Source organism: Alloprevotella tannerae ATCC 51259 (assembly GCF_000159995.1).
GTDB classification, from domain to species: Bacteria; Bacteroidota; Bacteroidia; order Bacteroidales; family Bacteroidaceae; genus Alloprevotella; species Alloprevotella tannerae.
In genome coordinates this window covers 331,882-357,225 of the sequence record NZ_GG700643.1, presented here as the reverse complement: position 1 = coordinate 357,225, position 25,344 = coordinate 331,882, and the positions used below count along the sequence as shown (strand labels likewise).

Annotated in this window: 21 protein-coding genes; 7 read left to right on the top strand and 14 right to left on the bottom strand. The window is 43.7% G+C overall.

Annotated features, from left to right (window positions below; genetic code table 11):
- Positions 1-61 precede the first annotated feature (61 nt).
- The 8 genes from GCWU000325_RS07515 to GCWU000325_RS07480 form a co-directional block, all read right to left on the bottom strand.
- Complete coding sequence (locus GCWU000325_RS07515) at positions 62-1,759, bottom strand: hypothetical protein (RefSeq protein ID WP_006255755.1); 1,698 nt, start codon at positions 1,757-1,759, stop codon at positions 62-64.
- A gap of 40 nt (positions 1,760-1,799) precedes the next feature.
- Entirely contained in the window at positions 1,800-1,988 is a 189-nt protein-coding gene (locus GCWU000325_RS07510) for a hypothetical protein (RefSeq protein WP_006255754.1), read from the bottom strand.
- 500 nt (positions 1,989-2,488) lie between these two features.
- Positions 2,489-3,253, bottom strand: a complete 765-nt coding sequence (locus GCWU000325_RS07505) for an MBL fold metallo-hydrolase (protein ID WP_040599500.1) — start codon at positions 3,251-3,253, stop codon at positions 2,489-2,491.
- 52 nt (positions 3,254-3,305) lie between these two features.
- Positions 3,306-4,328 carry a UDP-N-acetylmuramate dehydrogenase gene (murB, locus tag GCWU000325_RS07500; protein WP_006255751.1) on the bottom strand — a complete coding sequence of 341 codons (1,023 nt, stop codon included), beginning with the start codon at positions 4,326-4,328 and terminating at the stop codon, positions 3,306-3,308.
- Between the two features lie 11 nt (positions 4,329-4,339).
- Positions 4,340-5,155, bottom strand: a complete 816-nt coding sequence (locus GCWU000325_RS07495) for a DUF4348 domain-containing protein (RefSeq protein WP_006255750.1) — start codon at positions 5,153-5,155, stop codon at positions 4,340-4,342.
- Between the two features lie 137 nt (positions 5,156-5,292).
- Positions 5,293-6,477: a class I SAM-dependent rRNA methyltransferase gene (locus GCWU000325_RS07490; protein WP_006255749.1), complete on the bottom strand. Its 1,185-nt coding sequence runs from the start codon at positions 6,475-6,477 to the stop codon at positions 5,293-5,295.
- 14 nt (positions 6,478-6,491) lie between these two features.
- Positions 6,492-7,097 carry a 3'-5' exonuclease gene (locus GCWU000325_RS07485; RefSeq protein ID WP_006255748.1) on the bottom strand — a complete coding sequence of 202 codons (606 nt, stop codon included), beginning with the start codon at positions 7,095-7,097 and terminating at the stop codon, positions 6,492-6,494.
- Positions 7,094-7,645, bottom strand: a complete 552-nt coding sequence (locus GCWU000325_RS07480) for a DUF5063 domain-containing protein (protein ID WP_006255747.1) — start codon at positions 7,643-7,645, stop codon at positions 7,094-7,096. The genes GCWU000325_RS07485 and GCWU000325_RS07480 overlap by 4 nt, the downstream gene beginning before the upstream one ends.
- A 126-nt stretch (positions 7,646-7,771) precedes the next feature.
- On the opposite strand from GCWU000325_RS07480, the gene porE reads away from it, so the two are divergent.
- The 5 genes from porE (at position 7,772) to prmA (ending at position 14,621) form a co-directional block, all read left to right on the top strand.
- Complete coding sequence (porE, locus tag GCWU000325_RS07475) at positions 7,772-9,847, top strand: PorE family type IX secretion system protein (RefSeq protein ID WP_006255746.1); 2,076 nt, start codon at positions 7,772-7,774, stop codon at positions 9,845-9,847.
- A 31-nt stretch (positions 9,848-9,878) separates the two neighbouring features.
- Complete coding sequence (locus GCWU000325_RS07470; protein ID WP_006255745.1) at positions 9,879-10,784, top strand: TraB/GumN family protein; 906 nt, start codon at positions 9,879-9,881, stop codon at positions 10,782-10,784.
- Between the two features lie 704 nt (positions 10,785-11,488).
- Positions 11,489-12,304: a DUF5715 family protein gene (locus tag GCWU000325_RS07465; protein WP_006255743.1), complete on the top strand. Its 816-nt coding sequence runs from the start codon at positions 11,489-11,491 to the stop codon at positions 12,302-12,304.
- Between the two features lie 58 nt (positions 12,305-12,362).
- Positions 12,363-13,712, top strand: a complete 1,350-nt coding sequence (locus GCWU000325_RS07460) for a methyltransferase RsmF C-terminal domain-like protein (protein WP_006255742.1) — start codon at positions 12,363-12,365, stop codon at positions 13,710-13,712.
- A gap of 51 nt (positions 13,713-13,763) precedes the next feature.
- Entirely contained in the window at positions 13,764-14,621 is an 858-nt protein-coding gene (gene prmA / locus GCWU000325_RS07455; protein WP_006255741.1) for a 50S ribosomal protein L11 methyltransferase, read from the top strand.
- Between the two features lie 77 nt (positions 14,622-14,698).
- Here the strand turns inward: prmA and GCWU000325_RS07450 are convergent, their stop codons facing one another.
- The 3 genes from GCWU000325_RS07450 to GCWU000325_RS07440 form a co-directional block, all read right to left on the bottom strand.
- Positions 14,699-16,288: an OmpP1/FadL family transporter gene (locus tag GCWU000325_RS07450; RefSeq protein WP_050756628.1), complete on the bottom strand. Its 1,590-nt coding sequence runs from the start codon at positions 16,286-16,288 to the stop codon at positions 14,699-14,701.
- Positions 16,289-16,373: 85 nt separating this feature from the next.
- Positions 16,374-17,459, bottom strand: coding sequence for a hypothetical protein (locus GCWU000325_RS07445; protein ID WP_006255739.1), 1,086 nt, complete (start codon positions 17,457-17,459; stop codon positions 16,374-16,376).
- 219 nt (positions 17,460-17,678) lie between these two features.
- Entirely contained in the window at positions 17,679-18,599 is a 921-nt protein-coding gene (locus GCWU000325_RS07440; protein WP_006255738.1) for a glucosaminidase domain-containing protein, read from the bottom strand.
- 516 nt (positions 18,600-19,115) lie between these two features.
- Between GCWU000325_RS07440 and dnaG the strand changes: the two genes are divergently transcribed.
- Positions 19,116-21,050, top strand: coding sequence for a DNA primase (gene dnaG / locus GCWU000325_RS07435; RefSeq protein ID WP_006255735.1), 1,935 nt, complete (start codon positions 19,116-19,118; stop codon positions 21,048-21,050).
- A 72-nt stretch (positions 21,051-21,122) separates the two neighbouring features.
- Here dnaG and GCWU000325_RS07430 read toward each other — a convergent pair whose 3' ends face one another.
- On the bottom strand, positions 21,123-22,022 hold the full coding sequence (locus GCWU000325_RS07430; protein ID WP_006255734.1) for a patatin-like phospholipase family protein: 900 nt from the start codon (positions 22,020-22,022) through the stop codon (positions 21,123-21,125).
- 15 nt (positions 22,023-22,037) lie between these two features.
- Complete coding sequence (locus tag GCWU000325_RS07425) at positions 22,038-23,054, bottom strand: PCMD domain-containing protein (protein ID WP_244832886.1); 1,017 nt, start codon at positions 23,052-23,054, stop codon at positions 22,038-22,040.
- Between the two features lie 196 nt (positions 23,055-23,250).
- On the opposite strand from GCWU000325_RS07425, the gene GCWU000325_RS07420 reads away from it, so the two are divergent.
- Entirely contained in the window at positions 23,251-24,393 is a 1,143-nt protein-coding gene (locus GCWU000325_RS07420) for a porin (RefSeq protein WP_006255732.1), read from the top strand.
- A 108-nt stretch (positions 24,394-24,501) separates the two neighbouring features.
- Here the strand turns inward: GCWU000325_RS07420 and GCWU000325_RS07415 are convergent, their stop codons facing one another.
- Positions 24,502-25,119, bottom strand: a complete 618-nt coding sequence (locus GCWU000325_RS07415) for a DNA alkylation repair protein (RefSeq protein WP_040599495.1) — start codon at positions 25,117-25,119, stop codon at positions 24,502-24,504.
- Positions 25,120-25,344: the final 225 nt, after the last annotated feature.

Genomic DNA, 25,344 nt, shown 5'->3' with positions numbered 1-25,344 from the left:
ATAAGGACTCCCTGATTGGCGAGGGTGCTATTGTATCCCGGGGAACGTAGGGTGCTGATTCTTATCGGTCTGTCGGCCACATTATTGAATATCCGGCGTTTGAGTAGCCTCTCCATACATCTATGCCGGTACCATAAAGATGTAGCCAGTATATTTGATTACCGGAACGACCGGCATCCATAACAGGTGTACTCGACCAATAGTGGCCGGCCTGTCCCATATCTGGAGCTCCTAGACTGCACCAGCCAAGATCGGGAAGATAGAAATAGTTGTCGATATTGGCGGGCTTGCGGGCAAAATGATCCGAATGAATCGTACTCACTAAGCTGCTAATGTACATTTTTCTATGATCTATACCATCGGGGGAGGCATTCTTCATATCGGCTATGGATATGCCATTCTCACGGGCAATGACGCTACGCTTCTTTATCCAGTGGCCTCCTTTATAGAGATGATCCATACAAACCCAAAGAGAGTTGTCCCAGTAGGCATCGCCTTTTGTTACGTACCAGCAAAGTTCGTTGACATTGGGGCAATCCTTGCAACTGCGCTTAGCCTCTATGTCGGCAAAGGACACAGGGTTTTCCGGAGTCTCTCGATACCAACGGGGGTCGGTGTTGTCCTTGGGATAATGAGTGCGGTTTCCTTGGAAGGAAGGAGACTGTTCAGGGATAGAACTATTCCATTCGTAACCCTTCCAATAGTGTTGCCCTTCGAGGGCATCCCACATATAATGGCTGTCGGCCGGATATTCGGGTACTGCCAGGTTTTGACTGATAACCTTGTTCTTGCCGGCGGTGAAAGTTACGTTGTGATACTCCTTGGTGATGGTACCCCGGGTATAGATAGTGGGGTTGGAAAGCAGGTCTTCTTCGTAAAGGGTGTATTCCACGGTGAATTTGCTGTACGTGCCCGGCGCGATGACCATAATGGCGGCATTGGCATTGGCGTCGGGATTTGTCAGCGGGATGGGGAAATTGTCCAAGGTCAGTTCTATGTGGTCGTTGTCGTTGGTGGTGGCAGGACGGGAATCAAGATCGATGCCGTTGTCGTCGAAGTTGAACTTTCCGCAAACCGCCTTGTCGGCCGTCACCTTGATTTGTTCAATCTTGGCCCGGGCTACGCCTTTCTGCAGGGTATAGGGCAGGAAGGTGATGTAAGAGGCTTTATGATCAAGCATGAAAGTGTAATGTCCGTCATCTTGCCGGTACGCCGTGGCCGTAGCGCAGTCACCGTATTGGGCAATCTCTGCGGCATCGTTGGGCTTGGTCTGCTTTTGCTTGTTCGTTATTCTGACATTGTAACCATAAGGGTATTCTCCGCCTGTTCCAATATAGCGCATAGGATATTGGGGAGCGGTAAATTTGTGATTATACCAAAACGTGGCTCTGGGCGTGCGGTCTTTTCCCGAGGCTTCAAGCTGTGTTGATATATCGTTCTTATCGGGAAAATAGACAAGATTCTCATGTGTAGCGGGATTGATCCCCTCTACTACCCCCAAGATAAAACCACGATCATCTTTGTTCCAATAGAACCTGACACCCGTTCCGGTATATTCGCCGGTGGTACGGGTTGTGGGGGTTGTGGGATCTATGGGCGGTGCCTCGTTGTTTACGGAAAAAGCGGTCATTCCTGTGGTGTCGAAATCCTCCCCCTGCTTCTGCTTGCCCGGATCGACATTGTCGGTGGCACAGGCTGTGAAGAGCAGAGCGGTGAGGGACAACAGGGGTAAAAAGTTTGTCTTCATCTTTCTTTTCATTGTTTTCTTGTTTTCGTTTGTTATGGGTTGTTCTGCCTTTCTACAGGCTTTCTTCGTCCTCCTCTTCGTCGGGGAAGTCGTCGAAGTGCGGGGCGTGCAGGGGATCGTTGTCGTTGCCTGCGTCGTTGTGTCCGCCGGAGAACTGCAGCAGTGGAGAGCTATGGTCGAGACCGATAAGCTCCGCCTGCGGCGTCACGTAAGTGCGTTTCTTGTTTTCTTTCTGTTTCATATGCTTTATTTAATTGAATTAAATCGTGCTTGTTTCCCTTTTATCCGATGAGGTAAAAGGGTATGAAAAAGCGAACAAAGGGAACTCGCGAGAGCCCTTTGTTTGCAGAGGTTTACGGCACGCTTCGCGCGCGCGTAAAAAAGGTTTAATAAGTATGAAGTTACGCCAGGTGCCTTGTGTGTGTGTGTGTGTGTGTGTGTGTGTGTGTGTGTGTGTGTGTGTGTGTGTGTGTGTGTGTGTTAGCAAAATCTCCGAACCGGCCAAATATAAACCCTTAAAAAGTGCAGAGGAATCCACATTGCTCCGCAGCACCTTATTGAATATGTTTATATTTGTTTTTGTCATCATCTTCACGCTCACCCGCCAAGCGGCGTAATCGGAGGCAAAGTTAAGACCTTTTATTGAAACCGGCAAACATCAAGCGAGAAAAAGATGACGTATGGAAATCTTACAGGCTTAAATATCAGAGAAAAACAAGCCCCAAAAGGGCTTATGCTTCGCTAACATTTTATTTCTAAGCCATCATATGCAAACGCGACATTAGGTGGCAAGAAGTTGCTGCTGTCTGCATGAAATCCAGCATTATGACTCATATGGATTAAGTAAGTTTGGCGCGGACTTAGCTTTGCAATTAGCTGAAGTGCTTGCGGAATATTCTGATGCGTAGGATGCGTATTCTTTATTTGTAGGGCATTGACAACAAACGTTTCTACACCTTGCAATAGTTGGAAACTCTCATCCGGAAGGTAGCTCATATCCGTGATATAAGCAAAGCTGCCTATGCGGAAACCTAATATCGGCATTTTTCCGTGCATTACGAGGAGAGGCAAAATCACTAATTCTCTGACGGCAAACGGCTGGTAAGCGGACACTTCCTTAAGTTTGAAACGTGGAACTATTGACTGCGCATGCGATTGGAAGCAGTAAGGCATATGATCATAAATCGATCGCGCCGTAACTTGGTTCGCGTAAATCGGCAATGAAGACCGAAAGCTGAATGGGCGCAGATCATCAAGGCCGCCAACGTGATCATAGTGCAGGTGCGTCAGTAGTACGGCATCCAAAGGCTTAAATGGACGATTTAACATTTGAGCGCGAAAATCGGGGCCGCAGTCAATTAAAATCCGCGTCCCACCCTCGCTCTCTAATAATGCGGAAGTGCGTAAGCGCTTATCTCTCGAGTCTGTCGATTGGCAAACCTTGCAGGTGCAACCTAAAGCCGGCACACCGCAACTTGTTCCGGTTCCTAAAAAAGTCAAATTCATTTCTTACGGCTTCTTTATTACACCCACTATAAACGAAATACACCTGCTCTGTTTAGATAAAAAGAACTTCAGGCTTAAGTGAAATATCAAACTTTTCCTTGACCGATTGCTGTATAGCTTCAGCTAAATGTTTAATGTCTTGCCCCTTTGCATGGCCTAAGTTGACCAAAATCAGGGCTTGTTGGGCATAAACGCCCGCCTGCCCTAAAGCTTTCCCCTTCCATCCCGCAGTTTCGATCAACCAAGCTGCAGGGATTTTTACGCCATTAGGCAATAAATAATGTGGTATAGAGGGATAGACAGCTCGCAAACGCTCAAAGTGGGCCTGCGTTACGACAGGATTCATAAAAAACGAACCGGCATTGCCTATTTTTTGCGGATCAGGCAACTTTGCACTACGAATTTCGATAATGATTTCCCGCAGTAAAGCTGCCGTCAATTGGTCCGTATCAACATTGCGCGCAGCTAACTCGTTTTTAACTGCGGCATAAGAAAGATTAGGTTTAAACGTCTTGTGCAAATGATAAGTAACATAAGTTATGGCGTACTTATCCTTCCACTCGGACTTAAACATTGTAGACCGATAAGAAGGCTTACACTCTTGCGCTTTAAACGTTCGCGACTGGCCGGTCTGTAAGTCTACGGCCCGGACTTCACTTATAAAATCATAGACCTCACTTCCATAAGCGCCAATGTTTTGTACGGCAGACGCACCGACTTCTCCTGGAATCAACGACAGGTTCTCCAAACCATAATAGCCTGCCTGCAAACTCCAAGCTACGATGTCGTCCCAGCATTCTGCAGCACCAACGCGTATGAAAACAGACATTTCATCTTCAGCAACTAACGTTCGCCCTTTGATAGCTGAATGCAATATGTCGCCGGCGAAATCGCCTGTGAAAAGCAAATTACTTCCTCCTCCTATATGCAACAACGGACGAGGCGAAGCCTTTGAAAGTGAGGCTATTATTTCACATAGTTCTGCTTCAGAAGCATATTCTCGAAAGCAAGCACACCGCGCAGGCACACCAAAGGTATTGTTTGCCCTCAAATCATAGTCTGGAAAAACTTTCATTGGCGAAATGATCAATTATTCTCTAACTTCACAGCCTGCCAAGAAGTCTTTGTCTTCTCAAATGAAATCACGCTGTTCATCGCACCGTTTATACTGCTCACGATTAAAACTCGATGGCGAGGATCTTTATAACGTTGACCATAAATAATGTTGGTCATCTCGTATTTAGGTAAGTCGGGACAATAATCAGGCCATTGCCCGGCATCAGCAACACCGCGCAGAGGTTTGTAAGTATCCGGATCTATAACAACCAAACTAAAAGGGTTGGCCACGTGGGTCAGACGGAAGTTTGGCTTTTGCGCAAAATCTCGATAGAACAGATAGAAGTCTTTGTTCATATTCTCTTGTAAACTTTGGTGCCTTAAAGACGTCAGCATCCATTGTTTGCGTATCTTTTCAAAGAAATATTGAGCTACTTTTTCCGTTTTCAAATTGATCATCTCAACTACAACGGCCTTCAATGCTGTATCTTTAGCCGTCTTGATCTCAGACTTTTTATCAAACAAGATAGTATATATCTCTCGCTTAGAATAGAAGGAATTGAATTTCCAATCTTTCTTTTCAAGTTGTTGAGTCGTTGCTCCTTCTTGCACAGGCAATGGGAAGGTCGTGCGCTTTGACTGGAAAGCCTGATTAGTTTGAAAGTTGAAAAAGAAGTCATCAAAGAAGCCATCTGCAGCAACCGGCGGTTCGTTTTCCGTCTGTAAGGAATCGGAATCAGCTACCTGCGCTTGTTGCGAGACAGCTGCCGTTGTATTTTCCACTTTATTACCCTTACAAGCTGCTAAAAGCAAGATGAAGATCAAAGAGACAAGTGTTTGTTTCATCGTTATTTGAATTCTATGCGACAAAGTTATACCAATTGACGTATTTCAAGCCATTTCTACTCTAAAAAATGCAAGTGCAGCAATTCTTATTCTACGATAGTCTTCAATAAAGGAGAAATGGGCTTAATGATGTGTGTTTAAATGATCTCTAAAACCAACCCTTTTAGGTATTCTCCTTCAGGATGGTAAATATTAACCGGATGATCGGCAGGCTGATGCAGTTGGTGCAGAATACGAACATAACGTCCGCTCTGCGCAGCTGCTGTAAAAACAGCTAAACGGAACTGATCCTTACTGATAGCTTGGGAACAACTGAACGTAAAAAGAATTCCGCCGCGCTTAATCTTGCGCATAGCTTGCAGATTCAAGCGAGTATAACCCTTCAAAGCATTTCTTACGGCTTCTTTATGCTTCGCAAAGGCAGGTGGATCCAACACGATGAGGTCATAAGCATCATCAGCTTTATCTAAAAACTTGAATGCGTCTTCTGCATAAGCTTTGTGATGATCACAATTTGGATAATTGAGTGCGACATTTGCATTGGTCAAATCAATAGCTTTAGCACTGCTGTCTACACTTACAACTTCCTGAGCACCACCTCGAAGGGCGTAAACGGAAAAGCCTCCCGTATAACAGAACATATTTAATACGTGACGCTTATTTGAGTAGCGTTGCAGCAATAGTCGGTTCTCTCGTTGATCAATAAAGAACCCTGTCTTCTGCCCGCGTAGCCAGTCAATATGAAAACGCAAATCGTTTTCAACAGCGACATTATTATTTGACACATTCCCCAACAAAGGGCCATCAAGTTCTTCTAAATTTGCCTTGTAAGGAAGTGTTGTCTCACTTTTGTAATAAACTTGCATCACGCTTTTGCCTAATATACGTTGCAGGGATTGGGCAATTTGATGACGAGCATAATGCATACCAACAGAATGCGCCTGCATAACAGCCGTTTCTCCATATATGTCGACAATTAATCCGGACAAACGGTCTCCTTCTCCGTGAACTAAACGAAAGATATTATTGTCTGCTCTTAACAAGTTCAAAGCACGTCGAAGCATTAAAGCTTCGGAAAGACGCTCATCCCAAAACGCATCATCAACAACAACATCCTCAAAGCTCAATATGCGAATGGCAATGCTACCTATTTGGTAATGTCCTACAGCTAAAAATTGAGAGGAGGCATCTTCTACCCTAACAATCTCTCCTTCTCTTAAATCATCGGGAAGAGTTTGAATGGCTCCGGAAAAGACCCATGGATGGAATCTTCTTAAACTGTCTGCTTTTCCTCTTTTTAAAACTATTGTTTTGTAAGGCATTTCTTATCTCGGGTTTATTGTAATAAATAGTCGTTTGTCTCTTTCAGGCGTTTCAATTCTTTATATAGTTTCAGACAGGCGTAAGCATCAGTAGCTGCGTAAAGTTTTTGTGATTGTGTGTAGATAGGAGCCTCCCAATTTGAAAGCTGTGCAGACTTTGAGATTCTTTGATGGAATACATTCGCAAAGAGCTTTTGCAGACTCATATCTTTGATACCCATCTCTTTTACGTAGTCTTGCAAGTCAACACAATTTTGTGGATCAAATTTATGCCTTTTACTAAGCATAAAGAAGTCGTCTTTGAGAGATAGCCCGACCTTTTTTATTGCTTTGTTTGACAATAAATGAATTAAATCCGGCGCAAATCCAAAACAACTCAACTGAAATAAACAGCACAAGTCCTCATTAGCCACTTGTAATAATGCGACCTTATGTATCGTTCCTTTGCGAAAAGAAGGGCGAGTTTCCGTATCTATCCCTAAGATTTCTGAAGAAGAAAGTTGCTCTACTGCCTGCGTTACATCCTCTATCCTTTGTATTACTTTAACATCTCCATTAAAGACGAAACGTGGTAGATTCGTAACGAAGTCTTTCTCTGTCTGTACAAATAATCTTCTCATTCACTTTCCTCATCAAACGCTTTATCGCCATACTTTATATCATGTATGGCTCGCAAAGCATTAAGAAGCTTCTGCCCCCAATAGAGTTTGAAATTCTCTTTCAAATCTGCGAGAGCTACCTGCCTAACTTCTTCGTTACCCCATCTATAACATTCTACAAATTCACGCAGAGCTTGATACATATCTGCCAAATCTTCGCTAACAGTACAAAGTATGGGGCGATCAGAATACTTAAACTCCTGCACAAAGACGTCTAAATACGAATCTTGATCTCCCAAAATTGCTGCTATTCTATTTCTAACGAGGTTGTAATCTCCTTCTGTAACTTTATTCTCATTAAAGCCATCAACCGGTTCTGCATCATTCACCAGAGAGGTCTTCAAATAAACCATAGGCAGCAAGATCAGCATTACGTTAATTAAATCTTGCGCAGTTGTTTGATCCTCACGCTCCACCTGACGGCAAAATTCAGTTGCAACAGTTAGCAATTCCAACACAGATTGAGTGAGTTGGGGTTCGTTTTCTTCTATATTATTTTGTACTGTCATTGGCTTGAGCTTCGTTTATTCTGAGTACGACTCTATCTTCGATCCGTTTTATTCTTTCGATATGCAAAGTTACTTATTTTCTTATTGTCTATACAATAAAAAGGCCAAGAATACGTGTCTATAGATATGCGATTTTATCTTTACCTATTGCTTTCAAGCCTTCTGTTAGTAGGTTGTACGCCTGTCGAACATATCATTAAGCGGGGCGACAACGCACTTGCCATCGGCGAATACGCAGAAGCGGCGGGACTTTACAAAAATGCCTATCAACGATTGTTGCCCAAAGACAAAGAACGACGGGCACAACTATCCCTACAAATGGGTAAGTGTTATTTACGCTATGGTAATACGGCAAGAGCATTAGGCGCATTGAAAAACGCAGAAAGATATGGAACGACCGACTCCACACTTTGGCTGCTTTTGGGAGATATTGCCAAGACCAATGGCGATTATAAAGCGGCCCAATCCTATTATAATACCTATCAACAACTTTTCCCTAACGACTCCATTGCCGCAAATAAACTCGCAACTACGGAGGATGCAGCAAACAACTACAATACAGCTTCTGCTTACACGGTAAAAATTTCCAACATCTTCAATTCTGGCCGCACAGACTATTGTCCGGCGCTCTTTGGAAAGGATGCTTCAATACTTTATTTCACCACGACGCGACGCCAAGTTAAAGGTGCAGACCTCTCAGGCGTAACGGCGTTGAAGCCCGGCGACATTTACTTTTCCAAAAAAGATGAAAAAGGAAAATGGAAGCTGCCCGAACCGCTCGAAGGTGGCGTTAATACGAATTTTGATGAAGGCGCTTGTGCATTTAATCCATCCGGCACGAAGATGTATCTTACCGTCTGTCGCGAAGATCCGCAATATCCGCGTTTAGCTGAGATTTGGGAGTCAACACGTTCTGATGCTGCGTGGTCAAAGCCTACACAACTAAAACTTACGTCTGACACGCTATCCTCCTACGCCCATCCTGCAATTTCTCCCAACGAAGATTTCATTTATTTTGCATCAGATATGCCCGGAGGATATGGCGGTTTGGATATTTGGAGAGCAAGCTTTAATTCGCACGGAACCGGTCCGGTCGAAAATTTGGGCCCATCTATCAACACCGCCGGCAACGAATGCTTTCCTGCCTTCCGACCTAATGGCGAATTATATTTTGCTTCTGATGGGCAATCACCCAATTTTGGAGGTTTAGATCTTTATCGTGCTACGGAAGACAGCATTCACCATTCCTGGAATGTCATTCATTTACCCGCACCTATGAATTCTCCTGGCAATGATTTTGGCATTACATTTGAGGGAGCACGCAATCGGGGATTTTTCTCTTCTTCGCGTGCCACCGGAGGCCGAGGTTGGGATAAGATTTACGAGTTTTCTTATCCCGACTATCTATTGAGCGTCAAGGGATGGGTATATGAGCAAGATGGCTACGAACTTCCCGCGGCTGTAGTCTATATGATCGGCGACGATGGTACAAACAAAAAACTCAGTGTCCTATCCAATGGATCCTTTGAAACGCCGGTAAAGGCAAATACGAAGTATCTTTTCTTAGCTACGTGCAATGGTTATCTGAACATAGCCAACACTTTAGTGCCTGACTCCTCTACTACGGAGCATCAATACGTGCTTCAGTTTCCTTTGCCCAATATGAATATCCCCGTACTTGTTAGAAACGTCTTCTATCAGTTTGATAAAGCAGCGATTACAGACAGCAGCAAGGTTGCGCTTGACCGATTAGCAGCCTTGTTGAAAGATAATCCGCACATCACGATCGAACTTTCCTCCAACTGCGACTATCGCGGTACCGACGCCTACAATGATCGACTCTCTCAACAACGAGCTGAAAATGTCGTACATTATTTAATTTCACAAGGCATTCCTGCTGCGCGCCTGACGCCTAAAGGTTATGGGAAGAAAAATCCTAAAATCGTTTCTAAGAAGTTGGCCGAAACGTATACTTTCCTCAAAGAAGGCGACACGCTAACTACGGCATATATTATGAAACTCCCACCTAAGGAGCAGGAAATATGCAATGCACTCAACCGCCGCACAGAATTTCGCGTATTAAGAACCACTTACGGCTTGTTTGATGAGAAAGGCAATTTCAACCCTTCGCTGTTAAAGCCACAAGAGAAGCGAGAAGAAGAGCAAACATCTGATTCTGAACCTGCCGGAATATTATATTAACTTCTTACATAAACATTTTCATCGACCGATTATGAAAAAATTTATTTCAATAGCTATCTTTATTAGCTTTTCCATCTGCTCTTATGCGCAGCTCTTATACAAAATTTCGGGCAACGGTTTGAAGCAGTCTTCTTATGTCGTTGGTACGTTCCACTTAGCACCGGTTACGTTCGTTGACAGCATAGCAGGTATTCATCAGGCAATAAATGCAGTCGACCAGGTCTGTGGCGAAGTAGATGCAAGTTTGATGAGAACCCCGGAAGGTATGAGCAAGATGCAAGCTGCAGCTTTCTTGCCCGATGGGAAAACAATTGATCAAGTCCTAACAGCTGATCAGACCAAACGCCTCAATGCTTTTTTAACGACTTACATTGGCGTTGATTTAAGCAATCCTATGGTAAAGCAACAGTTGGGCAGACTTACGCCCGCTATGCTTACCACACAGTTTACCGTTGTCTTATATACTACAAAGCATCCTGGATTTAATCCTCAAGAAAGCTTTGATGAATATTTCCAAAAAGTAGCCAAAGAGCAGGGAAAGTCAGTTGACGGATTAGAAACAGTAGAGTTTCAGATGGACTTACTCTTTAAGAAAACACCACTACCACGACAAATCACGCAATTGATGTGCCTCGTGGACAATACCGACTTTTATGAAGAGATGTCTGACGAGATGGCAAGAGCCTATTCCGCACAAGACTTGAACGGGCTAAAGGCTGTCATCGACAAAAAGCTACATAACGCTTGCGATATGACACCTGAGGAGAGAGCAGATTTGATTGACAATAGGAATAGAGCTTGGATAGAAAAAATACCGACGATCATGCAAGCAAAATCCACGCTGTTTGCTGTCGGTGCCGGCCACTTAGTGGGCGATAATGGCTTACTAAAGCTATTACAAGACAAGGGCTATACAGTAGAGGCCGTAAAAAATTGACCCTGAAAGCCAATATCAAAAATACTGCGTCGTATTGTTGCAAACATAATTACATCACAAACGTCCATTCGCAGCTGATCTATCTTGATGCGAATGGACGTTTACTATCAGGCGTCTTAGTATTCGTTGAACTCCCATCGCAAGTTACCTCAAAACATTACAAAGAGAATCCGGCAGCTCTCAATTTGAGCTATTTTTAGACGAACTTATTATAAGACACAGGCAAGACTATTTGACTGCCATTCAGCAAAAACATTTCAAAGCTAACATCTACGCTCTAAGATCTACATTTTGATTGATCAAGCACAAACTTTTCCTCGTACCATCGTGAGCGTACGAACGTCCCTTCACGAGCGTACATTGGTACCATCGTGAGCGTACAAGCTTCCTTTCACGAGAAGAACTCATCATTTTGCGTTTTGGAAAGCAAAAAGCGGGAATATCAATACGCGAATAAAAGATTTTAAGCAACTAAAAATCAACAACAATAAAGCCTGATATAGCCAGAAGAAAGAAGCACTGCTACCTACTGCCCGTCTATGCCGACAGAGTGTGTTGAAGATTATACTTCATTTGTGCCTTCCTACTTCAAAGCGAACAAAACATAAATGGACAAAAATCTATCCGAAACAAGAAAGCCGCATTTCCGCTTTTTCAGTATCTTTGTTGGCTCATAAACAACAAGTTTTCTTCAACAAAGTCGAATGAAACACAAATATAAACGCAAACATTTCCTATTGACCTTTGCTACAATCGTCGGAATCTTGTTTGTAATCAAATGTGTATTTCCGGATATTACGCTCAAGAGTATCCTCAATCAGCTGGGCGGTACAGACAATAAGATCAGCGCCAATGATTCTATAGCCCTGCAAAGTAAGCATGTAGACTCTCTGCTGCTCAAAGCGCGCCCGCCTCTCAACTTAGTGGATGCATCAGGCCAAGCCATTAAGCACAAGGTGGTTAGTGTACCCAACTTTCAAACTTCTTTTCCCGACTTAAATGATGTGCAACTGGCCACAGCGCAGCGTAATGGGCTTTCTTCGATTGCGCTAAATCGAGAGGAGGCGATGAAACGTAAGAAGGAATTGGTTTATATTGGGGACAACCCGTTTTATCATGTGAACAGACTGCAGCAAAGTATTCCTTATCTCGTGCCGAGAGCGGCAGTTTTGCTTAACGAAATAGCACGTGCTTTTGTAGATTCTTGTGCTACTAAGGGCGTAGGCTTTCACCGGCTGGTTGTAACATCAGTGTTGCGCACTCGTGAAGACGTCGAAAGGTTGCGCCGCTTTAACCATAACGCCAGCGACAACAGTTGTCATCAATACGGCACCACATTTGATATTGGCTACAACAAATATGAGCGCGTCTACGACCCACAAGGTCGGCCTATCCCGACAGAATGGGGCGTCACGTTGAAATCGATTTTAGCAGAAGTCTTAGATGACCAGCGAAAAATGGGCACTTGCTATGTCAAATATGAATCCCATCAATCGTGTTTCCATATCACGGCTCGCTGATTACAGTTAATCATAACTCGTAAACACACGTTCATTCCGCCCTTCTCTCTCTCCGAATATGATTCATTTACCGGAAGCCTTTATATCTCAAACAAAGTCCTTGTTAGGGCTTGAAGAGACTGAGGCATTAATCAAAGCTTTAAGTGAGGAAGCGCCCACAAGTATTCGTGTAAATCCAAACAAAGCCACGGCTATTAGCGGAGAAAGCGTGCCTTGGTGCGAGACCGGCTATTATTTGAGTGAGCGGCCGTCTTTTACCTTAGACCCACTCTTCCACGCCGGCGCTTATTATGTGCAGGAAGCGTCATCAATGTTTCTGTCTCAAGTTATTAAGGCGCTTCCGGAGGAGCCTCGTCGTGTCTTAGACTTATGCGCTGCCCCCGGAGGAAAAAGTACGCTATGGAGAGCCGAACTTCCGGAACAGACGCTCTTAGTGGCGAACGAGCCGATACATCGCCGTGCAATGATCTTGGCAGAAAACCTGGCTAAATGGGGACATCCGGACGTAATTGTCACGGAGGATTATCCCAAATCCTTTTCACACTTGCCCGGATGCTTCGACGTCATTGCGGCAGATGTGCCCTGCTCCGGCGAAGGTATGTTCAGAAAAGATCCGGGAGCCATTGATGAGTGGAGCAAAGAGAATGTAGATTTCTGTGCACAAAGACAATTTGAAATCATTTCGGACGTTTGGCCCGCCTTGCGCGAAGGTGGTTTCCTCGTATATAGTACTTGCACGTTTAATCGTGCGGAAAACGAAGACAATATTGAGCGCATATGCCGCGAATTAGGGGCTGAAACCTTGCCAATTCCCATAAAAGAGGAGTGGAAAATCAGAGGTTCGCTCACGAAAGACAGCCTTCACGTCTATCATTTCTTCCCGCATTGCACACGAGGAGAAGGAATCTTCTTCGCATTATTGAGAAAGACATCGGCAACTGCGCCGGAAAAGAAGTCAAAAGGGCGTCCGGAACTTGTCAGTCAGCAGCTTGCGCGCCAATTGTCTGCTTGGGTGGATGCTAAAGAACCTTTAGCCTTCTTGCTTTCAGACAACAATATGGTGCAAGGTGTGAAAGAGGATTTTCTTTCTATAGCTTGGCAAATCAAAAAGCAGATTAAAACGATCAGAGCCGGTATCAACATAGCAGAAATAAAGGGCAAAAAGCTCATACCGCAACCAGACTTGGCGCTGTCTACAATAGTATCGCCCGAAATCTTCCCGAAAGTGGTATTAAACTATGAGCAAGCCATTGCCTATCTACGACACGAAGCATTGAATTTGGACACAACAGAGCGAGGATATTTGCTTGCTACCTATGAAGATAGAAACTTAGGATTCCTCAACAATCTCGGAAGCAGAGCGAACAACCTCTATCCATCGGAATGGCGCATACGTAAGCAATGCTAATAAGGATTCGTCACTGGTTTTCCGTACACTACCCTTCTAAACAACAACATTATGAGATATTTAGAGTTTTCTTTTAAGCTAACACCTCAGAGTTCGGACTTTGAAGATGTATTGATCGATTTACTGGGTGAGATTGGCTTTGATTCTTTCTTAAAGTCGACTGCACCGGATGAACAAATGAGGGGATATATTCCCGTTAAAGACTTTAGGGAAACGGACTTAAAGAACTGTATAGCAGACTTTCCACTACCTGACGTTGATATAAGCTATACATATCAAGAAGCCGAGGATAAAGATTGGAACGAGGTGTGGGAAAAGAATTACTTTGAACCATTGGTCATTGGTGATCAGTGTGTCGTGGCGGCTTCTTTTCATCAGAATATCCCACAAGCGAAATTTAACATCATTATTAACCCGAAAATGTCCTTTGGAACGGGACATCATGAGACGACTTCGCAGATGCTTAAAGCAATCTTGTCGTTGGATCTAAAGGGTAAAAAGGTTTTAGATATGGGATGCGGCACCGGTCTGTTGGCTATTCTTGCAGCCATGAAGGGAGCTGACAATTGCATGGCAATAGATATTGATGAATGGTGCGTGAATAACGCTATGGAAAACTTGGCTCTGAATCATATTAACAATATCGAGGTTTTACTCGGTGATGCTGCGGGATTGAAAGATAAAGGCCCATTTGACGTTATCTTGGCAAATATTCACTTGAATGTGATTCTAAATGATATGCCGGACTATATTGAACGACTAAATCCTAGCGGATATTTCCTGACAAGCGGCTTTTACTTAGATGATTTGCCACGAATAAAAGAAAAAGCGGAAAGTCTTGGTCTTAAACTTATAACGGCCACGGATGAAAGGCTTTGGTGTTGCGCTGTATTTCAACGCATCGAATAGCAAAACCCTGATTTGTGCCATAAATAAAGCGCGCTACTTGCTGAAGAAGTAGAGCGCTTTATTTATACTATATATGATCAGAATTTGAAGCCAAATGTCAGCAAAACATTGTGACGGTTCAGGTCAATCTTTTGAGGTTTTAATGCATTTGTTCTATACTCTGTACTATTTACAGGCACTTGGAAGAAATAAAGGTCACCCTTTTGTGCTTGATATTGGTAGGCAAGATCTACATAGAAGGACTTGCCATGCCATCCTAAGCCACAAGTAAAGCGATTGATATCCCCAAGATTCACATAATCAGTTCCCGTTTGATACAAAATAGATTCGCTGTCGCCATAAGAAGTTCCCGCATTCGGGAAAAGGTTCAAAAAGGCATCTTTGCTAAACGGAGAGGACACATAGTTATAACCTAAGCGTGCAAACCAGCCTGGTGCAAAACGCGCCTCCGCACCAAGACGGAACGTGCTCACGCCTTTAAGGTAACGATTAATCTCTCCTTTTAACGCCTTATCTTGATAATTGTTTGAAATACCAGTCCAAGGATCGAGAGAATTGTAATCTGGATAACTAATGCTTGAGCCACTATAGTCTTTATACTCGTATTCTGCATCCAAAGCCAAGAAATTGCCAACGGTTGTACCAAGACTGATATTGAATTTCCAAGGGGTGCGAATGTTATAATCAAAATCATCCGTTGCATAACCTGGATCTTTTTCCGTTGGCTTAGTAAATGGAGAATGCGTCAGCAAGAGATTGTTGCCGGTAAGACTGAACCATATAGGCGTAGAAACAGAAAATCCTATTCTAAATGGGTCATTCTCCACCGGACGGAAGATTACGCCGGCCTTTACATCAAATCCATTTCCAGTAAGTGCTTGCTCATTAGACATTTTATAAGGTTGCGTCTGGCCAGAACCTCCAGGATCTAAAATGTCTTCAGAATACAAGGTATATGAGTTCATATTTACATTGTAGAAGCCAAAGGTCAAGCCCGCGAAAATTTGATCCTTATAATTCATTGATACATTAAAATCGTACTGTTGAATGCCTCCGTGCTGCGCTCTTTGATAATAGGCCTTCGTAGCATTTACCGGCTTAAGATTGCCACTAGCATCCGGATCTATAAGATAGCCTAAATAGCCAACTTCCGCTATTGGGGAGACATAAGTTTGCCGTTTAGCTAAATCGCCTTTTGCTTTACCATAAATTGAGCCTAAGTTAGCCATCTCCATAGATTGAGAGAGGCCACCTAAATCTACGCCATCAAGGCCAATAAAGCTCTTGAAGTTACGGCGCTTTTGATAATTGAATCCAAAGTTAAGATACTTTATAGAAGAACCACCAATGCGTGTAGAATAAACAAAGCCCAATTGGTCAAAACTCGCGCGAGATTTATCAATATTGTATAGGCTAAGCGCATTAGGTTGCGTAGTCACGCTACCTGACAAAGAGACATCGTTACGTCGAAACAAACCGATAGACGCCGGGTTTGTACCTATCGCTGATAAGTCTGCACCAAGTGCATTCATAGCTCCACCCATACCGACAAAGCGCGCTGTTCCGTTGAGATCTTCTCCGGAAAACTGTTCCACCTTATAGATATCCTGTGCTTGCAGAGGCAAGACAGTGAGAGCAAATGCGTATAGAAAATACTTGCGTTTCATACTGAATATGTAAATTTCAAAATTAGCACTCGGCTCCGTCTTTTCACACTGAGCCGAACACAATCAGATGTTTGAACTCATTATATTAACGACGACCACCAAAGCTACGGCCTCCGCCGGTACCGCCTCCACCAAAGCTGCGATTACTTCCGCTCGAAACTGTTCCGCCTCCGCCAAAACTACGATTGCTTCCGCCTTGGAAAGTTCTTGTGTTGGAAGGCTGACTTTCAAATGTGCGTGCCGGACCTGTTGGTGTAACGCGTGTAGAAGAGCCATTACCGAAACGGCGTCCATCTACAGATTGTCCTTGATTGGATCTCGAGCCATTATCGCCATTGAAAGAGCGATTTGGTAAAGTCCTATTGTTCGTATTGTTCCAACGTATAGAACCAGAGAAGCTTCGGCCACCATTATTATATGTATCTGCGCCTTGGAATGTGCGATTAGACCAACCGGTTTGGCGCCCATTCGAGCCAGAGCGTCCAAAGTTGCCGGCATAAGATCTACCATTCGTATTCGCAGCTGAATTATTCACATTAGAGCCTCTTCCTCCCCAAGAGCCTCGATAACTCTCGCGGTAGCCCCAGTTGTTCCAGCCTCGGTTCCATCCCCAATCATACCAAGGATTATAGTAACCATACCAAGAATTGTAATATCCATACCAAGGACCATAATATCCGTACCAACTAGGCCAAGGACTCCAAGTATACCAGCTACTCCATCCCCAAGGACGTCCCCAAATATACCAATTCGTTCTCCAATACCATGGATCATAATAATAGAACGGGTCTACATAATAGTCGCAATAATCCCAATAATAAGGACTAGTAACGATTACGCCACCGGGAGCGTGGAAGCGAATCAAGCGTTCGGTATAATACCCATTATCTTCTTCGTCCTCGTAACGACGTTGTTGCTTCAAACTCGAAGAATCATTTGTATTTGCTTTGCGACGGTTATAAGCATCCACATCGCGATTTACGCGACGGTTCGAATACCATCCATCTTGTTCAGAAGATTGTGCAGGAAGTTGGCGATAAGAAGAGCTAAGCTCCTCTTGATCTTCTACGACCTTGCTCCCTTTTTTAGGAACAAAGTAAACATCATCTTGCGCATAGCCACTTAAGAGGCCAATAGCAAACATGCTTATCAGGAAAAGAGACTTTTTCATAATGCTTTATCTTATATATTTACCAATCTATTTTATTATTTCTCACACAGGATGAGTCTTGATTGCTTTTAATTGCTCATCGCTTTATTAACTGACGATTCCAACGCGCAGAAGTTACGAACTTCGTTAGCCATATAACGGAAATCTTATCAAAAAATTATGTTTCCTAAGGCATTTTTTCTCAAAAGAACGCTACGCCACACATATTTTCGACCTACGTTAATCCAGCAGCAAGCGCTCACCTACGCGTGGGAGATAGCCGGAAGGCAGATTATTCGCCTTATATAGCGCACTTAATTTTACGCCATACGATTGCGCTATGCTGTGCATCGATTCGCCGGCAGCAATTGTATGATATTTGCCTCTTAATTGAGAATAAACGTGAGTTTTCTTCTTTTCCAAGAAAACAATATCGCCAACTGACAGCGGCATATCTGAATCAACCTCATTATACTTCCGCAACTTTTTTTCTTTAATCCCGATTGCCTGTGCAATCGACGCGTATGAGTCGCCCGAGCGCGCCACTAAATAATAGTTTTCATTGCATCGCTTTATCGGCAGACCCGTTTGGGTCACGTCTACGGGTACAATCTTATGCAGGAAGTCTTTAAAATCTTGCAACAGGCCTTTTTTCTCATGCTTTTTGTCATACTGCTGCAAGTTGTAGGTCTCGATCAAGCCAATCAAACTCTCTGCATATCTTGGATTTGTCGCATAGCCTGCTTTTTTAAGTCCATAGGCCCAAGAGCGGTAATCAGTAGGCGGCAACTTAAACAAAGAAGCATATCTCGGACGTGTGGTTAAGAAGAGCGAATGGTCCTCATACGACTCACTTGCAGAGTTATATTTACGGAAGCGCTCTTGAGGCAGATCATCGTCCTTCAATAAATAAGGTCCCGTCCACGTATTTCCAGCCTTAATACCAAAATGATTATTGCCACTAACGGCCAACATGCTTGTGCCGGCCCCGCTTTCTAGCAATCCTTGCGCCAATGTGATACTGGCAGGTATCCCATATTTATGCATCTGCTCTACGGCTGCGTGCTTATATTTATCAATATACTGTTCGTAAATCGTACGTTGTGCAGACGTAATACCAAACAAAGTCGCGACAATCAAACTTAACACCAAGCGTTTCATTCTTTTCTTTTTCTTCTACTGATTCTTTTCCAAATAAAGTAGGCAAAAGCATCACATTATATATAAAGATATGGCAACTGCCTTCGTGGCAAAGATACACAATCCCCACGATTTCAGCAATTTCCTTTGATAATTATGCGCATTATTCTTATCATACAAAGCGGAAAAGGGGAAATTATAAGCTGAGAAGTCGCTTCATAAACACGGCAGTATCTGATTTGAAACAGGCAACCTGCACTAATTTTGGTTTGCTCCCACCAAACCATAGTTTGGTCCCAGCAAACCATAGTTTTCCGCCGGCAAACGATAGTTTGGCACCAGCAAACGAAAACACATCCGGCATTGCTAAAGAAAAAGCGAGATTTTCCACCGATCAAAATCTGTTTTCATCACAAACTTTTCCAGATAAAATTGTTCGCAATGAGGCCATAACAACTCAAAAGCGACAACCGCCCTCTCCTATTCACCGGCAAGTTCCGGATTAAACCGCAATAAATTACGTATCTTTGCAAGGCTATGATTGATAGACAAACCATTCAGCGCGTGATGGACGCTGCCGACATCGTAGATGTAGTCAAAGATTACGTTACACTGCGTAAAGCAGGCGTCAATTTAAAAGGTTTATGCCCTTTTCATAATGAGAAGACGCCGAGTTTTGTAGTTTCCCCGACCAAACAGTTATGTAAATGTTTCGGTTGCGGAAAAGGAGGAAACGCGGTTCACTTCCTTATGGAGATCGAACAGCTAACTTATCCTGAAGCAATCAAGACTTTAGCTAAAAAATATGGCATAGAGGTTAAAGAAAAAGAGCTTAGCGCAGAGGAGCAAAAGAGCATTTCGATGCGAGAAAGCATGCTGGTCCTCAACGAGTGGGCTTGCAGCTATTTTTCTAACCTCTTACACGAGAGTAAAGACGGACAAACCATCGGTCTATCCTATCTTCGACAACGTGGATTGCGAGATGATATCATCAAAAAGTTTCATTTAGGCTATAGTTCTCCAAGCAGAGATGCTTTAGCGCAAACGGCCCTCAATAAAGGTTACAGCAAAGATCTGCTTGTACAAACCGGTTTGTGCTTTGAGACCGACAATCATCAACTACGCGACAGATATCACGATAGAATCATCTTCCCTATCCATTCCGTATCAGGAAGGGTTATCGGCTTTGGCGGGCGCATCATGCAGCAGAATAAGAATGTCGGGAAATATATCAATTCGCCCGAGTCTGTTATCTACGACAAGAGCCGCGAACTCTATGGCTTGTATTTTGCAAAGAAGGCCATCGTCAAAGAAGATGCGTGCTACTTGGTCGAAGGCTATATGGACGTGATCGCTATGCACCAAAGCGGCATAGAAAATGTCGTAGCTTCGAGTGGCACATCGCTCACTGAGGGGCAGATTCGTTTGCTTCATCGCTTCACGTCCAACATTGTCGTATTATATGATGGCGATGCGGCGGGGATTCATGCAAGTTTGCGAGGCATTGATCTATTGCTAAAAGAGGGATTAAACATCAAAGTGCTTACACTTCCAAATGGTGAAGACCCTGATAGCTTTGCGCGGAAGCATTCTGCCGAAACTTTTAGAGCTTATCTGCAAGCTGAGGCGGTTGATTTTATACGCTTTAAGGCCGCTATGCTTATCAAAGAAACTGCCGATGACCCGATAAAGAGATCAGAATCGGTCAGCGACATTATTCGTTCGATAGCAATCGTACCCAATGGGATAACTCGGCAAACTTATGCGCGAGAGTGTGCTAAATTGATGGACATTGACGAGCAGCTGATCTTGAGTGAGGCCGCTAAATTCAGGAAAGAGGAGCGCATAAAGGGGGCTGATCGACCGCAAAACAACGCCGGGAACCCTCAAAAGACAACAAGCATTGCAGAAAGTATAAATACGCTGACGCTAAAAGCCGGCGAAGAACAGGAACGTGCCTTGATACGCGAAATTATTTGCGTTGGCGAACAAAAATTGCGCTTCGCTAACAAGCACGGAGAGACTAAAGAAAAAAGCATTATAACGTTTATTGCCGAAGATTTGGCAGCTGATAATATCAAACTCCAAAACCCTTTGCACCAAAAGATTATTGACGAGGCGCAAAAGGAGGTTGAGCAGAAAGACTTCGTAGCGCGCGACTATTTTATCAATCATCCGGATGCTGACATCAATGCTTTGGCTATGCAACTCACCACTGCATCGGAAAAACTTACGAAAGCAGAAATCGAGCATGAGAAAGGCTTGCAAGAAACCGTAGTGCACATCTTATTGGAATACAAATACAGATTCTTCAAAAACGAATTGAAGAAAATAGAAGAGGAAATGACAAAGCTAATGCAAGCGAAGGATTATGAGAATTGCAGAAGTTTGATGGAGCAACACAAGATATACGCCGAGATTCTAAAATCGTTGGGAAACGCCGTTGGAGGTATCGTGATTCAACCTTTTTAATTGGCGGCGCGATTCTTGGCGTTCATACACACAAAATATACGCGGCTCGAACTGATTCGAGCCGCGTATATTTTATTTCGCTTTAGCCTCATAGTCGTCCAAAGCCTTTTTCATCAACCTCCTACCATAATGAATAATCTTTCGTGGCTTATCATAAGAAAACCCGACAAAGCGATTCATCGGAATGGAAACAAGGACGTCGGGAGGAGTTAATTTCATCTGTAAACTCGAATGTTGCTGTATCAAAGTATGAATTGAATCAGCAATCAAAGAGACGTAATTGGAGCGATCTGAATGTTCTGCATCATTAGATGCACCAAAACCTAACGACTCTCGAAGATTCAGTAATCCGTTCTGCGCACTCTTTTGATTGAGAGCCTTCTTTCTCCGCCGTTCATAAGACTCGTCGAAAGGCGCACTGGCATTGATCGCGACCAATAAGTCTCCGGGCGTTCTTTTTACGCGATTTAAAGGAAGCGGGTTTGAAATACCGCCATCAACCAAGAGCATTGATTTCGTCCGGAGTGGACTAAAATAGGTAGGCATTGCAATAGAAGCGCGAATAGCGGCATATAAACTACCCTTATCAAATACTACTTCGCGCTGAGCCTTTAAGTCTGTCGCGATTGCGCAATATGGGAGCGCCAAATCTTCGATTTTACAATCCGGAGCAAACTCTGCTAAAGCATTGATAATCTTTTCTCCCTTAATCCAATGACTTAAAGAGACGGAGAAGTCGGTTAGACCAAAGATTTTCTTCATATTGAGCCCCAACAACCAGCGATGAAAGACGTCTAACTTACCTAAAGCATAGAGTCCTCCAACTAATGCGCCCATAGAACAGCCTGCAATAGAAGAAATATGGTATCCACGAGACTGTAGTTCTTCTATTGCGCCAATGTGGGCGTATCCTCTTGCACCACCGGAGGAAAGCACTAAAGCTATTGTTGGCTTCTTCGCAACTGGCTCCATCTTTTATCGCCCTAATTAGTAAACTAAGCGAATATTGTCAATCCAAAGCGTATTGCCGACTGATCCGATGAATGCGCCGCCGCTACTGGAGTCAAATTGTACAATCAAATGCGTCGGCACATCCGTTGCGCTGCCCCATCCGACTTCTTGTATGGGAACCATCTTTCCTTTGCTGTTCTTTGCATACCGACGGCCATCGCCCGAAGTCAAGCCCATATAACTTTGATAAAAAGGTTGATGCGTGATGTCGCCATAATGGATCGTAAAATCTGCATTATTAACCCATCCGGTATTGTGTGAAAAGCGCGTTACCATTGTTCCGATTCTCTTTGCATAGACATTCCCCTTTGCATCTTCCCATCTTTTTTGCAAATAAACGATACAATCGGCTACGTCTTTACCAGCTATAGTTTTTGCACCCCCAAATCCGGTTTGCTTAATACGATTGGGCTGTCCTGAAAGTTTAACAGCGTAATCGAAACGAATAGCTGAGGGCTTTTTATTAAAACGTACGCCACAATTAAGCTTAGACATCGGGTTGGATACTCCGGAAATAGGCTCCATCATTTGGCCTAAGAAGATAGAACCTGCGGCCAAAACTTTAATATTTACAATCCCCAACACCTTACATTCCTCTAAGTGCGTATAAAGTTTGGCGCAATAGCCTTGTCCGGGGCGTTGTTGTTTCCAAACCGAAAGATTTGCTTTATGAATACCTGCTACGTGAGCGTATACATTTGAAGTAGCCCACGGCGAACCTCCTAATCCGAGGTATGCAACATTGCCATTTATCGTCTGCGTCGGACCTATAGCGTAGATAACTTTAGTTTTACCACCAATAATACCGCTTTCTTTTATGTTGCGCGTGACCCACTGATCCAACTTTCCAAAATTGATATATTCTACCCGATTACCCGACTGCTGCAAGCCATCAGAAATTGGTGACATTAAATCCGGACGCAACGGAAGTGCATCTGTTGTCAACCAGCCACAACTAAATACGAGCAAGAGTAAAAGTCTGATCAATTGCATCTCTTAAAGTTTTAAATTTATCTCTGCAAAATTAGCCGAAACAGCCCAAAACTCAAAACTTAAATACGTTTTTATACACGAAAAATACTTTAGATTGGTGGATAAATATGTAAGAAAAGAGACGCAGATGAGGAGTGTTTCGCACAACTTTCCGTACTTTTGTCGAGAAATCTCTTAATAATAAACCAAATCATCTATGAAGAAATTTTACGCTTTAATAGTAGGGCTACTTTTTATGGGTAACGCCGCTTTAGCAACTAACCTTTCTGATCATCAGCCCACAGACTCCACGAGCAAGAAAGAAATTGCTTCCCAAACGTCTCGCAACACCCTCGCCGAAGTCAAAGATTTGGCGGAAAAAGTTGATTTTAAGGTGAAGTTCGGCGGATATATTATGACCAAATACGACCTTACGGATCAGCGCTACTTAAACTCCAACAGCGCTTTCAGCCTCCGCTTCGTCCGCCTCTATGCCAGCGGTAGCATCTTCAAAGATTTTGCTTACAAACTTCAAATCGAATTGCAAGGAAAGCCCGGCACCTATAAAGGACCTCGTGTTTTAGATGCCTTTATAGAGTGGCAGCGCTTCGCTGAAGCCCGTATTAAGATTGGTGAATTCAAGCGTAGCTTCGGTTTTGAGAATCCTATGAGCCCCTTGGTAATGGGTTTTGGCGCTTTTTCTCAAGCTACAAACAAGTTAGCCTCCATTAGTGACCGCATCGGTGACGAAGGAACCTCCGGTCGCGACTTAGGTATTCAGTTGCAGGGCGATTTTTTCCCTGCGGCCGACGGACATAGATGGCTCCATTATCAAGTGGGCATCTTCAATGGGCAAGGTATCAACCGTGCAGAACGCGATCACCACAAAGATCTCATTGGGGGCATCTGGGTGAGTCCGATCAAAAACTTGAGAATCGGCGGTTTTGGGTGGAATGGTAAGTATACAAATGAATCTTACAAAGGAGCCGGTGACCTAAAGTATGCGCTGCGCAATCGTTGGGGCGTAGGTGTTGATTATGAAGATGAGTGGGTTGTGCGCTCTGAGTATATGTCGTCTGTCGGCGGTGTTGTTACGGATGCTACAGCTCCCGATCGCGCTGATGCATGGTACGCTGCTGTCGGTGCACCTCTCTTTAAGAACTTCAAACTGTTTGGGCGCTGGGATTGTTATCGCCACAACAAACATTGGAACTCCTTAGTGGCCAACTATGGGCTTTCTGCCAATTATTGCTTCACAAAGAATTTTATTTTCCAACTCAACTACAATTTCACCAACAACCGAATGGCGAAAGATCACTACTACAATACGATCGATTTCCAAGTGACTGCCAAATTTTAACAACCACGGCAGACAGATAAGCACTTTATAATAGCTATAATAATGGTGGGCTCTCCAAGCGGAGGTACCCACCATTATTCATTTCAGATTAAATCCGGCTACAACTTGCTATTCGTTTTCTACCGGCATAGCCTTATTCAAGATGCGATTTCCCATTCGCTCTTCCACCAACCCCAAATCCATATAGCGCATTAAGGCTTTATAAGCCGCCAAGCTCACGCGCTGATCTGTTGAAGTCAAATCCGACGCAACCTGATCTAAGAATTCCTGACTATCACGAAACGAAGGCTTACACCTTTGTAAGAACAAACGGCCCAAAAGTTGGTAACCTATGTATCGCCTCATCCGATTTTCGCCTGCGATGCATTCGAAAGCCAATTCTGAAGCATAGGGAAGATGACTTAAAAGGTACATAGCCAGCGCATCTGCCTCTTCTGCAAAACGCACTTGCTCCAACCAAATATCGGCCAAGTCGCGTGAAAACACCTCAAAAGGCATTAACATGCACGCCAGAAGTCTACATTCGCGAATATCCTCTTTCCATAAAGTTGCCGCCAAATTGTACGTATGCGGCAACTCCTTGGCAAAATCTTCCAAGCGGGGAAGTTCTACGCCAAAATTGACCTTATATTGTAAGCCATTGCGACGCATCAAAGCACTCACAGGTCCATTCATCATCGTGCGAAGCGCCTTTTTTATCTGTCGCAACTCTTCATTTGTATCCATAACGAGTTTTTTAATAGCGGCAAAATTATAAAATAGATTCGGCAATCACAGAGATAGTACGCGCTAATTGCCTTTTACAACCTTTCCAAATTATATTTTTTCATCCTTTCCCTACAGTTTTATTACCACAGCATCAAAGAAAGCTATACGCGACTTAAGCTTTATGAAAGTACCCTCACGAGCGTACGATCTTACGCTCGTGATAACACAAACATACCTTCACGA